This window comes from Micromonospora sp. C81, assembly GCF_018070425.1.
GTDB classification, from domain to species: domain Bacteria; phylum Actinomycetota; class Actinomycetes; order Mycobacteriales; family Micromonosporaceae; genus Micromonospora; species Micromonospora zamorensis.
This window is the reverse complement of the sequence record NZ_JAGPXS010000009.1, coordinates 33,777-47,102: the sequence shown is the minus strand read 5'-3', so window position 1 is coordinate 47,102 and position 13,326 is coordinate 33,777. Positions and strand designations below refer to the sequence as shown.

15 protein-coding genes, 1 tRNA gene and 1 other RNA gene are annotated in these 13,326 nt (G+C 72.1%); 13 read left to right on the top strand and 4 right to left on the bottom strand.

The features are described from left to right. Nucleotides 1–18: 18 nt before the first annotated feature. The 4 genes from ssrA (at nucleotide 19) to KBX46_RS16735 (ending at nucleotide 2,858) form a co-directional block, all read left to right on the top strand. Nucleotides 19–394: a transfer-messenger RNA gene (gene ssrA, locus KBX46_RS16750) on the top strand. Nucleotides 395–467: 73 nt separating this feature from the next. Beyond that, a complete protein-coding gene (locus KBX46_RS16745; RefSeq protein ID WP_210793175.1) occupies nucleotides 468–1,145 on the top strand; it encodes a hypothetical protein in 678 nt (225 codons plus the stop codon). Nucleotides 1,146–1,316: 171 nt separating this feature from the next. After that, the gene (locus KBX46_RS16740; protein ID WP_247667664.1) at nucleotides 1,317–1,862 is read left to right on the top strand and encodes a hypothetical protein; all 546 of its coding nucleotides are present in this window, start codon (nucleotides 1,317–1,319) and stop codon (nucleotides 1,860–1,862) included. Nucleotides 1,863–1,901: 39 nt separating this feature from the next. Next, the gene (locus tag KBX46_RS16735) at nucleotides 1,902–2,858 is read left to right on the top strand and encodes a hypothetical protein (RefSeq protein WP_210793174.1); all 957 of its coding nucleotides are present in this window, start codon (nucleotides 1,902–1,904) and stop codon (nucleotides 2,856–2,858) included. A 9-nt stretch (nucleotides 2,859–2,867) separates the two neighbouring features. Here the strand turns inward: KBX46_RS16735 and mdlC are convergent, their stop codons facing one another. After that, nucleotides 2,868–4,463, bottom strand: a complete 1,596-nt coding sequence (gene mdlC / locus KBX46_RS16730) for a benzoylformate decarboxylase (protein WP_210793173.1) — start codon at nucleotides 4,461–4,463, stop codon at nucleotides 2,868–2,870. 321 nt (nucleotides 4,464–4,784) lie between these two features. On the opposite strand from mdlC, the gene KBX46_RS16725 reads away from it, so the two are divergent. Together KBX46_RS16725 and KBX46_RS16720 are read left to right on the top strand one after the other, a co-directional pair. Beyond that, nucleotides 4,785–5,375 (top strand): YqgE/AlgH family protein, encoded by a 591-nt coding sequence (locus KBX46_RS16725; RefSeq protein WP_088946335.1) that lies wholly within the window; start codon nucleotides 4,785–4,787, stop codon nucleotides 5,373–5,375. Nucleotides 5,376–5,462: 87 nt separating this feature from the next. Beyond that, nucleotides 5,463–5,535: transfer RNA gene (locus tag KBX46_RS16720), tRNA-Ala, on the top strand. 72 nt (nucleotides 5,536–5,607) lie between these two features. On the opposite strand, the gene KBX46_RS16715 is transcribed toward KBX46_RS16720, so the two are convergent. Together KBX46_RS16715 and KBX46_RS16710 are read right to left on the bottom strand one after the other, a co-directional pair. Beyond that, nucleotides 5,608–5,868 (bottom strand): YciI family protein, encoded by a 261-nt coding sequence (locus KBX46_RS16715; protein ID WP_210793172.1) that lies wholly within the window; start codon nucleotides 5,866–5,868, stop codon nucleotides 5,608–5,610. Between the two features lie 133 nt (nucleotides 5,869–6,001). Continuing rightward, on the bottom strand, nucleotides 6,002–6,124 hold the full coding sequence (locus KBX46_RS16710; protein ID WP_030490864.1) for a 50S ribosomal protein L36: 123 nt from the start codon (nucleotides 6,122–6,124) through the stop codon (nucleotides 6,002–6,004). A 124-nt stretch (nucleotides 6,125–6,248) separates the two neighbouring features. Between KBX46_RS16710 and KBX46_RS16705 the strand changes: the two genes are divergently transcribed. Beyond that, entirely contained in the window at nucleotides 6,249–7,166 is a 918-nt protein-coding gene (locus tag KBX46_RS16705) for a lytic polysaccharide monooxygenase (RefSeq protein ID WP_210793171.1), read from the top strand. 28 nt (nucleotides 7,167–7,194) lie between these two features. Here the strand turns inward: KBX46_RS16705 and mgrA are convergent, their stop codons facing one another. Then, nucleotides 7,195–8,190 (bottom strand): L-glyceraldehyde 3-phosphate reductase, encoded by a 996-nt coding sequence (mgrA, locus tag KBX46_RS16700; protein WP_088946337.1) that lies wholly within the window; start codon nucleotides 8,188–8,190, stop codon nucleotides 7,195–7,197. 70 nt (nucleotides 8,191–8,260) lie between these two features. Here mgrA and KBX46_RS16695 point away from each other — a divergent pair, with 70 nt between their 5' ends. The 6 genes from KBX46_RS16695 (at nucleotide 8,261) to fxsA (ending at nucleotide 13,316) form a co-directional block, all read left to right on the top strand. Continuing rightward, nucleotides 8,261–9,241 (top strand): aldo/keto reductase, encoded by a 981-nt coding sequence (locus tag KBX46_RS16695; RefSeq protein WP_099850749.1) that lies wholly within the window; start codon nucleotides 8,261–8,263, stop codon nucleotides 9,239–9,241. 5 nt (nucleotides 9,242–9,246) lie between these two features. Continuing rightward, nucleotides 9,247–9,744, top strand: a complete 498-nt coding sequence (locus KBX46_RS16690) for a hemerythrin domain-containing protein (RefSeq protein WP_307871287.1) — start codon at nucleotides 9,247–9,249, stop codon at nucleotides 9,742–9,744. Between the two features lie 55 nt (nucleotides 9,745–9,799). Further along, nucleotides 9,800–11,047 (top strand): histidine kinase, encoded by a 1,248-nt coding sequence (locus tag KBX46_RS16685; protein ID WP_210793170.1) that lies wholly within the window; start codon nucleotides 9,800–9,802, stop codon nucleotides 11,045–11,047. After that, nucleotides 11,044–11,694, top strand: a complete 651-nt coding sequence (locus KBX46_RS16680) for a response regulator transcription factor (RefSeq protein ID WP_088946341.1) — start codon at nucleotides 11,044–11,046, stop codon at nucleotides 11,692–11,694. Before KBX46_RS16685 ends, KBX46_RS16680 begins: the two co-directional genes overlap by 4 nt. 97 nt (nucleotides 11,695–11,791) lie before the next feature. After that, nucleotides 11,792–12,868, top strand: coding sequence for a hypothetical protein (locus KBX46_RS16675; RefSeq protein ID WP_210793169.1), 1,077 nt, complete (start codon nucleotides 11,792–11,794; stop codon nucleotides 12,866–12,868). Nucleotides 12,869–13,142: 274 nt separating this feature from the next. Next, a complete protein-coding gene (fxsA, locus tag KBX46_RS16670; RefSeq protein WP_088946343.1) occupies nucleotides 13,143–13,316 on the top strand; it encodes an FxSxx-COOH cyclophane-containing RiPP peptide in 174 nt (57 codons plus the stop codon). Nucleotides 13,317–13,326: the final 10 nt, after the last annotated feature.

The following is a 13,326-nucleotide window of genomic DNA, read 5'->3' as shown; positions in this document are numbered from 1 at the left end:
ACATCGGTGGCCTGTCGAGGGGGTGACTGGTTTCGACTTCGTACGCAGCGACAGGGGAAGCGAGCCGAGGAAGCCGACGTCGTCTCGAGAATCGGTCGTCGGAAACTTATAAGCGCCAAGCAAAATCGCGCTGACTTCGCTCTCGCCGCCTGAGGCGAGTAGCTAAGTCTGTCGGCCTGGGAACGCCTTCGTCCCAGTAGCCGGCATCAGCTAGGAGGCTGGCCAATCGGACCCGGTCGCGGGGTCCGTGCGGCGAGATTAATCAGCGACTGGGCCCGTCACACCAACTTGCTCGCGTGAGCGGTGGGGCCGAGTAGAGGCACAGCGAGCTGCGCTCGGAGAAGCCCTGACAAACCGGCGAAGGACCCGGGTTCGATTCCCGGCACCTCCACCACCTCGAAGCGAAGCGCCCCGGCCCACCGGCCGGGGCGCTTCGTTGTGTCGAGGGGCGTTCTACGCTGCCTCCTGTGACCAACCAGGAGCTGCGCCTGTCGGTCGGCGCGTCACCCGGTCAGCGCACCGTGGCGGTGCTGTCCGGCGTCTTCGTCGCGACCATCGGTGCCGCGTTCGTGGCGCTGCCCCTGATCGCGGGCGGGCTGCTCCGTCGGCTGACCGGCCCAGGGGACGCGTTCGCCTCCTACGAGGAGGCCCGCGATCTCCCGCCGGGAATGCTGCCGCCCGCTCTGCGGGACTCCGGTGCCGGCGCGGAGTCCAACTCCGTACCGGTCATCGGGCTGTGCGGTCTGCCGTTCCTGCTGCTCGGCGTCTACCTCGTGCTGCGGGTGCTCCGCACGGCCGCCTGGCTGGAGGGCAGCCGGGCCCGGGTGCGGGGGGCGTTCACCACCCGCACCGTCGACCTCGCCACCGCACGGATCGACACCGCGAAGCTGTCGTATCGCGGGACGGGGGAGGACGACACCCCGATGATCGGACAGCGGCTGCGGGCCATCGTCGCCACCGACCGGGCGAGCAACCGGCGGGTCACCATCCCGCTGCGCGGCATGGGCCTGGGCAGCCTGCCCCCGCCCGAGCTGCGGGCGTTGGCGGACGCGATCACGACGGGCCGTCCGGTCGACGGGCGCGACGACGCGCACACCGTCGCCGACCAACTGCGCCGTCTCACCGCGCACCCGTTGGCTGAGTAGCTGGCCTGTCCCCTCCCAGGGACGCCTGTGGAGTCTCGGAGCCCACCAGTGGTGCCGGTGAGGCCGATGGGGTGAAAGGGGCAGATGAGCCGTTCTGCGGCCCTGGACACGGTGGGCCGGGCAGGCTCACCATCGCGGTATGGGATAGCAGCGCGCCGCGCGGGAGGTGCCATGGTCACCGGTCCGGTCCAGCAGCCGTCACTCGTCGTCCGGCCGCGCGCCGGTCACCCCGCCGAGCCAGATCCCGCCGGTCATCCCGTCGAGCCACCCACCGTCGGGCTGCCGGGTGAGCCACCTTCTGTCGGGCTGCCCGGTGAGCCGCGCCCGGCCGGGCTCGCCGGAGACGTGCACGCGCTGGGGCGGGCCGTCGCCGCCATCGGCCCCTGCTGGCGCGACGAGGTCCTGCTGCGCCTGCGTCCGGTGGGGCAGGGCTTCGCCGAGCACGTCCGGATCACCGAAGGCCCCGCCGGGCTCTACCGGGAGTTGCTCACCCAGTCGCCGCGGCTTCACCACGGGGTGCGGCTGCTGATCCGGGAGCACGCGGCGATCGTCGCCGCGATCCTGGCGGTCCAGCGGAGCGCCGAGCAGCCCGAGACGCACCCGGACGAGCTGCGGCACTGGGCCGGGCACCTGCTGCGGAGGTTGGCCCGGCATCGGCGTCGCGGCGCCAATCTGCTCTGGGAGGCGTACCAGACGGATCTGGGTGGCGAGACCTGAGCCGGGAACCGGAGAGTCGACGGGCGCGTCGAACCGGGCATGCGTCGACCGACAGTGCTGCTCGTACTCCCGTTGTTGCTCGTGGCGGGCTGCGCCCAGACCGGCGCCGGCCCGGCCGACGGGCCCAGCGACCCGACGCCGCACCGTGCCGAAGCCTTCGACCAGCGGGCCGCCCGGGTCGCCGAGGCGTGGCAGCCCGGCCCCGACTGGCGTACGGGGTACGTCCCCCTGGAGGGGCCGACAGTGCTGACCGGTGACCCGCGCTTCACACCGGACACCGAGGTGGCCTTCCGAGCCGGGTGGTACCGCGCGCAGGTCCCGATTCCGCCGACCCGGGTCGGCGGTGAGATCCGGTTCCCGGACGGTCGGCTGACGTTGCCGTTGGTCAGCGCCGCCGAGGCGTACCGGGAGCTTGACCAGGGTGACCCGCTGCCCTGCCCGGGTCGACCGAAGCGGCCAGGCCTGCCCACCCCCGGCGGGCCAACCGTCGAACCGGGGCCGGATGGTTGGGCCACCAGCGCGGCGCAGACCGCCTGCCTTCCGCTCACCGTCACCGGGGTCACCCTGGGCGCCGTGTCGGTCCGGACGAGCCGGGGTGAGGCGCAGGTCCCGGCCTGGCTGTTCACCGTCGAGGAACTGGCCACGCCCGTGGCCCGGCTCGCCGTCGCACCCACGGCGGTCAAGCGGGTGCCCGAGCCCACCGCGCCCGCCGGGCCGTTGCCGGACGGGCTGGTGTCCGCTCAGGACCTCGCGGCGGTCGACGGTGCACGGTTGACCGTGCGGCTCGGCGTCGGTGCCTGCGACACCGCGATCACACCGCTGGTGTGGGAAGGGCCGGACGTCGTGGTGGTCGGTGGCAGTGTCACCCGGAGCACCGGCGAGTGCATCGCCATCCTCAAGATGGAACCGGTCACCGTCACCCTCGCGGCGCCGCTGGGTGCCCGGCCGGTGCTGGACGTGTCCACCGGCGCCGCCCTGTCGATCGCCTCGCGCTGACCGCCCGGCTCAGAGGATGCTGGGCACGTCGGTGCTGATCGGCACGGCCAGCACCGTGGGTCGGTCCGCGCGCAGCCCGGCGGCGAGTGCCGTGCCGAGATGGTCGGGGGTCTCCACCACCTCGGTGGCGCAGCCGTAGCCGGCCGCGATCGCGATGATGTCCAACCCGGGCAGGTCCAGGCCGGGCACCCCGGGAGTGTCCTTCAGCTCGGCGAACGCCTTGAGGATCGCGTACTGCTGGTTGACCGGGACGACCACCACCACCGGCAGGGCGAGGCGTGCTGCCGTCCACAGAGCCTGCACCGAGTAGTGGAACGAGCCGTCGCCGATCACCGCCACCACGGGTCGCCCGCGCCCGGTGTCCCGCTCGGCGAGTGCCACCCCGATCGCGGCGGGCAGGCCGTAGCCGAGGCCCCCGCTGGCCATCGTGAAGTACGACGCCGGGCGTCTGATCTTGAGCTGACGGCGCAGCGCGGACAGATTGGATGGTGACTCCTGGACCAGCACGCCGTCCGCCGGCCAGTGCGCGGCCAGCGCGGCGAACAGGGCGTCGGCGCTCAGGGGAGTGGTGACCTCGGGCGGTGCCGGCGCGTCCCGCCGTGGTGGCGGCTGCCGGTCGGCCGTCGGCACCCGTTCGACCAGCGCGGCCAGGGTCAGCCCCGGGTCGCCGAGCAGGCTGTCCCCGACCGGGGCGCGGGCGGCTTCGTCGGGGTCGTCGGTGACGTGCAGCAGCCGGGCGCCGTCGGGCAGGTGGTCGCCCGGCACGTACGGGTAGTAGCGGAACACCGGGGCACCGACGACCAGCACCGTGTCGTGCCCGCGCAGTGCCTCGGCCAGCGGACCGATCGCGTACGGCAGCACCCCGCGAAAGTGGGGGTGGTCCTCGGGGAACACGGCCCGCTCGGTGGCCGGGGCCGACCAGACCGGTGCGGCCAGCCGCTCGGCCAAGGCGACCGCCGTCGACCAACTCCCGGAGCGGTCCACCCCCGGCCCGTACACGAGCACCGGGTTGTGGCTGCCGGCGAGGATCCGGGCGAACTCGTCCAACCGCTCGGGGTCCGGCGCGAACCGGGTGGCCACCGAGCGCGGGGCGGGCGGCGGGTCGGCGGTCTGGGCCCAGTCGTCCATCGGCAGCGAGAGGAAGACCGGCCCGGCGGGTGGCTGCACCGCCGTCGCGTACGCCCGCAGCACCGCCGCGGGGATGTCCTGCGCCCTGGCGGGCTCGTAGGCCCACTTGACGTACGGCTGGGGAAGCTCGGTGGGTCGACGGTTGGCCAGGCGGGGTTCGAGCAGCAACATTTCCCGGGTCTGCTGGCCGGCGCTGACGATCAGCGGGGTCTTGTTGTGCCAGGCGGTGACCAGGTTGCCCATGCCGTTGCCGGTGCCCGGTGCGGTGTGCAGGTTGACGTGGGCGGGTTGCCCGGTCGCCTGGGCGTACCCGTCGGCCATCGCCACCGCTGTCGCCTCGTGCAGCGCGTGGACGTAGTGGAAGTCGGCGGGGAAGTCCCGCAGGAAGGGCTCCTCGGTGGAGCCGGGGTTGCCGAAGACCGTGGTCATGCCGAGGGTGCGGAGCACGTCGTACGTCGCGTCCCGGACCGTTGCCATCGCCACCCGCCTCCGTGTCGCGGGCAGGGACGATCACGGTCGCCCTCCCGATCAGCCGAATCTATCGGGATGTGACGGACCTTTCGGGCGTTTCCCCGCCGTGGGTGGTCCGGATCCTTCGATCACCAGGAGGTTCACCGTCGGGTCATCGACAGTCCGTCTCAACTGTCCGATCACCCGCCGTTCAGACCTTAGCCAGCACCCGGGACGCAGGCTATGGTGCCAGGCATGGCGTTGACAGCGCGGCTGATCCCGGCGCACCGGGCGGATCCGGCAGATGACCGATCCCCGGCGCGGGCTCACGGTTGACGGGTGTGTGGGATGCAGGGAGAGGGCCAGGCGATCGGCGGACGAGCCATGGAGTCGATGACCGGGCGGCTGCTGGTCGCGACTCCGGCGCTCAAGGACCCGAACTTCGACCGTACGGTGGTGCTGCTGGTCGCCCACGAGCCGGGCGGTGCTCTCGGCGTGGTGTTGAACCGTGCCACCGAGGTGCCGGTGGCCGAGGTGCTCGGCGACTGGAGTGACCTGGCCCGGCACCCGGCGGTGCTCTTCGAGGGCGGCCCGGTGCAGCCCGACTCGGCCATCTGCCTGGCTCGCATGCGGCACCCGATGCGCCGGCTGAAGGGCTTCCACCAGGTCTCCGGGGCGGTCGGCACGATCGACCTCTCGGTCGACCCGGAGCGGCTGCGGGAGAGCATCGGCGGCATCCGCGTCTTCGCCGGCTATTCCGGCTGGGGCAGCGGCCAGCTGGAGCAGGAGATCGCCGACGGGTCGTGGTTTCTGCTGGACGCGTTGCCCGGTGACGCCTTCGTCGACCGGCCCGACGACCTGTGGCCGATGGTGCTGCGCCGGCAGGGCGGGATGATGGCCGCGGTCGCACACTTCCCGCCGGACGTGGCGCTCAACTGACCCGGCTCGGCGGGGACCCCGCGAGATGACCATGCGGGCCGGTCTGTGTATAGTTTCCCAGTGCCCGGGCGACCGGGACAACAGCAAGGGGCCGTGGCGCAGCTGGTAGCGCACCACACTGGCAGTGTGGGGGTCAGGGGTTCGAGTCCCCTCGGCTCCACCCTTGTGAAACGCCCTGACCGGGGACCAACCGGTCAGGGCGTTTTCCGTTGCGGCCGGCCTGGGTGGGCACCTAGCGCAGGATCGGTGACCACTCCCGCTGGCTGACGATCGTCACACCGGGCGTGCGGTAGTAAGCGTCCTCGGCGAGGGTCGCGGCGAGCGCCTCGGCGTCCGGGACGTCGAAGATCAGGACCGCGCCGGAATCGTCGGGGAACGGCCCGGCCATGACCAACCGGCCCTCCTGGCGCAGAGCCTGGAGACGCTCCCGGTGCGCCGGCCGGGCCGCGAGTCGGTCGGGTTCCTCGCCGAAGGACAGCTCCACGATGAACACGGTTCCTCCTCCTGGGGCCGATCTTTCGGAAAGCACCCTAGTCGATGCGCCGCCGCTGCACCGACACGCGAAACGCCCTGACCGGATGACCCGGTCAGGGCGTTTGTCGACTGTATGTGCGGTGCGGGCTGGATCAGCCCTGGCGGCTCTTCCACTGCGGGTTGGCGCGGTTCACCACGACCACCCGGCCGCGACGGCGGACCACCACCGAACCCGGCTTCTGCTTCAGTGCACGCAACGAGCTACGTACCTTCATGTCTGCCTCCTCGGTGCAAGCGGTTCCGAGTATCGAAACGCCGCACCCACCCGCCGGATTCCCGCCGGCCAGCCGTCGAACCTTTGCCGCCCGCTGGCCGTACCAGTGGGTGGAGGTCATCCTCATGCCCGTACGCCGGCTCTTCGCCATGGTGCTGGTCGCTGCCGCGACAGTGCCGCTGGCAGCCACGCCCGCCGCCGCGCACGGCGCCCCGACCAACCCGGTCAGTCGGGCGGCCGCCTGCGGGCCCGAGGGCCGGTACGCGGCCACCAGCGCCTGCCGGGCGGCGGTCCAGGCGGGTGCGGCGGTACGCGAATGGGACAACGTGCGCGTCGCGGCGATCAACGGTCGGGACCGGGAACGGATCCCGGACGGTGAGTTGTGCAGCGGTGGGCTGTCCGCGTACCGGGGGCTGGATCTGCCCCGGACCGACTGGCCGAGCACCGAGTTGACCACCGGCGCGAAGTTCACCTTCACGTACCGGACCACGATCGAGCACCGGGGCACCTTCCGGCTTTACGTCACCAAGCCCGATTACGACCCGCGTGCACCGTTGACCTGGGCGGATCTGGAAGCGCGCCCGTTTCTGACGATGAAGGACCCGCCGGTGCGGGCAGGGGCGTACCAGTTGGCGGGTCGGCTGCCGGCGGGCCGCGACGGTCGGCACCTGATCTACACGATCTGGCAGAACTCCAGCACCCCGGACACCTACTACTCCTGCTCGGACGTGGTGTTCCGTGGTGCCAGGGCCACCGCGTCGAAGGCCGTCGCGACGAAGAGCGCGGCGGCTGCTCCGCGTACCGCTGCGAGTCGGCCCGTCGCCTCCGAGTCGGCGGTGGCGGCGGCGGCCGACCCGGGCGTGCCGGTGGCGTCGGTGACGAACCTCGGCAGCCGGTGGCCCGTGCTGGGCGGCGCCGCCGTCGTGCTGGTCCTGCTGCTGTTGCTGATCGGCGCGAGCCGGCGACGTCGCGGCGCCGTCGCACCCGTGGGCCGGCAGTGCGAGGTACGCAACCACCGGGCCGGGCGGCGCCGGATCTGGTGACCCGACCCCGCCCGGAGCCCGGCGGTGTTCAGCTCAGGTGCTGCTCGATCTCGGCCAACTCGTCGGCGGTGAAGTCGAGGTTGTCGAGCGCGGCGATGTTGGTCTCCAGCTGCTCGACGCTGCTCGCCCCGATGATCAGGCTGGTCATCCGCGGGTCGCGCAGGGCCCAGGCCAGCGCCAGCTGCGCGAGGGACTGCCCGCGCCGCTCGGCGACCGCGCCGAGCCCTCGGATGGTGGCCATCTTCTCCTCGCTGAGGTCGCTCTCGTTGAGGAAGACGCTGGTGCGCACCCGGGAGTCCGCCGGGATGCCACCCAGATAGCGATCGGTCAGCAGGCCCTGGGCGAGCGGGCTGTACGCGATGCAACCCGCGCCGACCTGCTCCAGCGTGTCGAGCAGGCCGTCGGACTCGGTCCAGCGGTTGAGCATCGAGTATGACGGCTGGTTGATCAGCAGCGGCGTGCCCAGGTCGCGCAGGATCGCGGCAGCCCGTGCGGTCTGCTCGGAGTTGTAGTTCGAGATGCCGACGTAGAGCGCCTTGCCGGAGCGGACGACCGCGTCCAGCGCGCCCATCGTCTCCTCCAGCGGGGTGTCCGGGTCGAACCGGTGCGAGTAGAAGATGTCGACGTAGTCCAGCCCCATCCGGCCCAGCGACTGGTCCAGCGAGGAGATCAGGTTCTTGCGGGAGCCCCACTCGCCGTACGGGCCGGGCCACATGAGGTAGCCGGCCTTGCTGGAGATGACCAGCTCGTCCCGGTACGCCCTCAGGTCGGTGGCGAGCATCCGGCCGAAGTTCTCCTCCGCCGAACCGGGCGGTGGGCCGTAGTTGTTGGCCAGGTCGAAGTGGGTGACACCCAGGTCGAAGGCGCGCCGGACGATGTCGCGCTGCCGTTCGAAGGGGCGGTCCGGGCCGAAGTTGTGCCAGAGCCCGAGGGAGACGGCGGGCAGCCGCAGGCCACTGCGCCCGCTGCGCCGGTAGGTCATGGAGTCGTAGCGGTCATCCGCGGCGAGGTAGGTCACGATCATGAGCCTAACTCTGGCTCGCGCTGGCGGTGATCGCGCGTGTGAACCAGGACATCGGGGTAGTTTCGACGCCATGCGTTTCATTGCTCTCGACACCCCCAAACCGCTGTCCAAGATCGGGCTGGGCACCTGGCAGTTCGGCTCCCGGGAATGGGGCTACGGCCCGGCCTTCGAGAAGCAGGCGGCGCAGATCGTCCGGCGGGCCGTGGAGCTGGGTGTGACGGTGTTCGACAGCGCGGAGATCTACGGCTTCGGGCGCAGCGAACGGATCCTCGGCGCCGCCCTCGGCGACGACCGGCCCAAGATGGTGGTCGCCACCAAGATCTTCCCGGTCCTGCCGGTGGCCGCCGTGGTGCAGCAGCGGGCGGTCGCCTCGGCGGCCCGGCTCGGCGTCACCAGCATCGACCTCTACCAGGTGCACCAGCCCAACCCGCTGGTCGCCGACCACACCACCATGCGCGGCATGCGGGCGTTGCAGGACGTCGGGCTGGTCAGCGAGGTCGGGGTCAGCAACTACGGGCTGCGCCGCTGGCAGGTCGCCGAGGCGGCGCTCGGCCGGCGGGTGCTCAGCAACCAGGTCCGCTACAGCATGCTGGACCGCGCACCTGAGCAGGATCTGCTGCCGTACGCGCGGCAGGCCGGTCGGGTGGTCATCGCGTACAGCCCGCTGGCGCAGGGCTTCCTCTCCGGCCGGTACGACGCGAAGAACCCACCGAGCGGCGCGGTCCGGCGGGCCAACCCGTACTTCCTGCCGCAAAACCTGGAACGTGGCGCGGTCCTGATCGACACCCTGCGCCAGGTGGCCGACGCGCACGACGCCACCCCCAGTCAGATCGCGCTGGCCTACCTGCTGCGCCACCCGAACGTGCTCGCCATTCCCGGGGCCTCCGGGGTGGAACAGATGGAACGCAACGCCGCCGCCGCGGACATCGACCTCGCCGACGACGAGTACGCGGCACTGGCCGAGACCGCGAAACGCTTCCGCCCGGTCACCGGCCTCGCCGCGATGCCGGCGATGGTGCGTGCCCGGTTCGCCAGCCCTACGGAGAAGTGAGCACAGTGGACGACATCACCGCACTGATCCTGGACGACCACGCCGCCTTCCGGCGCGGCTTCGCCCGCCTCGACGACGCCCGCGACGAGCAGGAGATGCTCGCCATCTGGGACGCTCTCGCCCTGCACCTGGACATCCACGCCGAGGCGGAGGAGGCGATCCTCTACCCGCACCTGGTCAAACACGGCGACGACGGCGAGGACGAGACCGCCGACGCGATCGGTGACCACAACAAGATCCGGGACGCCATCGCCGAGGCGAAACTGCACCCGGTCGGTTCGGAGCAGTGGTGGGAGGCGGTCGGCACCGCCCGCCGGGAGAACAGCGAGCACCTCGCCGAGGAGGAGGACGAGGCGCTGCCCGACTTCCGCCGGCACGCCAGCACCGAGCTCCGCGCCGAGCTGGGCCAACGCTGGCTGACCTTCTACGGCGAGCACAAGAACGGCCGCAACCTGCCGTTCCGCGACAAGGACCCCCAGCAGTACGTGGCCGACCACCGCTGAGATCTCCCCGGCACGGGGGAGTCGCCGAGCCTGGTTCCGGCATGAGAATGACGAGGTGACCCTCCGAGCGGTGCTGACCCCGCTGGTCGCCGGCACCACCTGGCGACGCGGCGTGTTCCTGCTGCTCGGCGGCGTGCTGGCCCTGCCGTACGGGGTCCTCGCGGTGACCTTCGCCCAACTGCTCGCCGACTCGGAGATCCCCCGCCCACTGGTCTACGCGCTGCTGGTGATCGCGGCGCTGATCGCCGTGGTCCCGCTGCTGCTGGATGGCAGCCGGGCTCTGGAGATCGCCGCCGTACGGGCGTTGCTCGGCATCGACCTGCCCGAACCGGCGCCGGGGCACACGGCCGACCGGGAGACCCGGCTGCGCAGCGCGCTCTGGATCGCCACCCACCTCATCGTCGGCGCGCTGGTGATGGTCGCGCTGTTCAGCGCCCTGCCGATGGCGCTGGCGTTCATCGCTCAGCAGTTCGGCATCGGCACCGAGCTGACCAGCCGAGAACGGTTCGGGCCGCTGGACGGGCGGGACAGCGGCTGGCTGACAGTGAGCGGGGTGGCCCTGCTGGTCGGCCTCGGCTACGCCGTCGCCGGGCTCGGCGCGCTCGCCGGCTCGATGGCGCCGGTGCTGCTCGGCCCCGCCCCGGCGGAGCGCATCGCCGCCCTGGAGGCGCAGGCCATCCGGCTCGCCGAACGCAACCGACTGGCCCGGGAGCTGCACGACTCGATCGGTCACGCCCTGACCGTGGCCACCCTCCAGGCCGGTGCCGCCCGCGAGGTCCTCGACACCGACAGGGAGTTCGTCCGGCGGGCGCTCACCGCCATCGAGGAGACCGGACGGACCGCGATGGACGAACTGGACCACGTGCTCGGGCTGCTCCGGGAAGGCGGCAACGAGCGACCCGTGGTGGCGCCGCAGCGTACCCTCGCCGACCTGGACCGTCTGGTCACCGACGCCCGCGCGGCCGGGCTGGCCGTGCACGCGCATCGCGTCGGCGACCCGGCGCGAGTGCCCGCGGCGGTCTCCCGGGAGGGCTACCGGATCGTCCAGGAAGGACTGACCAACGCCGCCCGGTACGGCGAGGGGCCGGTGACGTTGCGGCTGGACCTGCACCCGGGGGCGTTGGAGTTGGAGCTGGTCAACGGGGTGCGCCGCCGCCCCGAGCGGGCTCATCCGGGGCGCGGCGGTCGAGGCCTGGACGGCATGCGGGAGCGGGTGCTGCTGCTCGGCGGCGGCATCACCGTGGGACCGGACGGTGACCGCTGGCTGATCCGGGCCCGCCTGCCCTACGAGGAGACGCGATGACCACCGGCGTGCTCATCGTCGACGATGACGAGCTGATCCGGATCGGGCTGCGGGCCATCATCGACGCCCAACCCGACCTGAGCGTGCTCGCCGAGGCCGCCGACGGCGCCGAGGTGCCGCCGCTGGTCGCCCGGCACCGACCCGACGTGGTGCTGATGGACGTACGGATGCCCGGCATCGACGGCATCCAGGCCACCCGACACCTGCTGGCCACCTCCGCCGACCCACCCCGGGTGCTCGTCGTCACCACGTTCGCCAACGACGAGTACGTCTACGAGGCGCTGCGCGCCGGGGCCTCCGGCTTCCTGCTCAAACGGGCCCGGCCCGCCGAGGTGGTGGAGGCCGTCCGGGTGGTCGCGGCGGGGGAGTCGCTGCTCTTCCCGGCCGCCATCCGCCAGCTCGTCGGGGCGTACGGGCCGGCCGGCGGCGACCAGCTGCGCGCCGCCCGACTCACCGACCGGGAGGCCGAGGTGCTGCGGTTGATGACCACCGGCCGGTCCAACCCGGAGATCGCCGCGCACCTGGTGGTCGGTGTGGAGACGGTCAAGACGCACGTCGGCAACGTGCTGGCCAAGCTGGGCGTCCGCGACCGTACGCAGGCGGTCATCGCCGCCTACGAGTCCGGCTTCGTCACCCCGTCCGGCTGAACGGTCCCTCCGTCGTTCTGACCGGTCCCTCCACCGGGGGAGCGGATTCACCGCCGGCCGGGAGGGAATCCGGCTGTCGTTTGTCGAGGCTGTGAGCATGACAACGATCACTGCCTCCCCGCCTCGATCCGACTCCCGCTGGCCCGATCGGCTGGCCCCACTGGCCGCCGGCTGGCTCGGCCTGTGGGGTGTGCTCGCCCTTGTCGGCACCCTCACCGGCGCCGGCTACCCGTTCGGCGCCAACGACAGCAACGGCGGCGACGTCAACCTGCTGCGCCTGGTGCCGGTGGACCTGGCCACCCCGCTCTTCGCCGGCGTACTACTGACCGCCGCGGTGGCCGCACTGGCCATGAGCCGCCCCGCCGTCCGCCCCGCCGGCCCGCTACGCACGCTGCTCGCCGGCTACGGCTGGGCGGTGGCGTTCGTGCTCGCCGTGGTCGTGCCGGACGTCCGGGTGCTGGTGATCCTCGGCTACCTGCCGATACTGATCGTCGGTGCGCCGTTCGGCTGGCCGCCGGTCGACTACGCCGACATCTTCAACTGGGCGCTGTTCGCCCGGTTCGCCGCGCTGGCCGGCGGGCTGCTGCTGGCCGGGGCGGTGCTCGCCTGGCAGCGCCGCACCGCCGCGGCCTGCGTGGGCTGCGGTCGCGACCACACCGACCGAGGGTGGACCACCCCGGCCGCCGCCGCCCGCTGGGGCCGGTGGGCCGCCGGCACCGCCGCCGTCATCCCGTTCACGTACGCGCTGACCCGGTTCGCCTGGGCGGCCGGCATCCCGCTCGGCATCTCCCGGGAGTTCCTCACCGAGATGCAGGACAGCGGGCTGGTGTGGGCCGGGTTCGGGCTGGGCGCGTTCGCCACCGTCGGCGCGATCCTCACCCTCGGGCTGGTGCAGCGCTGGGGCGAGCGGTTCCCCCGCTGGATGCTCGGCCTGGCCGGTCGTCGGGTGCCGGTGACGCTGGCCGTGGTGCCGGCCACCCTCGTCGCCATCGCGGTGACCGCGGCCTCGTTCGGACTGCTCAGCAACCCGAAATTCTGGGAACTCACCGGCGGGCTCAGCCTGACCGGGGCGCCGATGCTGCTCTGGCCGCTGTGGGGCGTGGCGCTCGGCGTCGCCACGTACGCGTACCACCTGCGCCGCCGCGGAGCCTGCCGCCGCTGCGGTCGGGGTTGATCCGACATGTCGCCGCGCCCGGTCACCGGATCGATGGTGCTTCCCGCCCGGACGCCGGATTTTGGATGGCCGGATGGCCGAGAACAATGTCTGCGGACCGCACTGTGGCGTTGAACCGGATGACCCGCCCGACCCACCGCGCAATCAGCGTGAGGCCGCTAGGATGACCCGGTTCGTCGGCGGGGTCGGCGTTACGTGACGGGTCTCGGCCCGACGGTTTCCGCACAATTCATTGCTCACTCGGGCGCGAGTCCTTTTCGCGGGTGGACGGATCATGATGGATACGACCGATGGCGCACCGCAGGGCACCCTCGTGGACCTCAGTGACGTGAGCCTGGCTGATCTTCAGGAGTTGGACCAGTCGGTGTTCGCCCACTCGCTACGCCGAATCCTCGACGAGATCGACCGCCCCCAGGAGGCGGTCGCCGGGTGGAACTCGGCGATGTGAGGATGCCGGG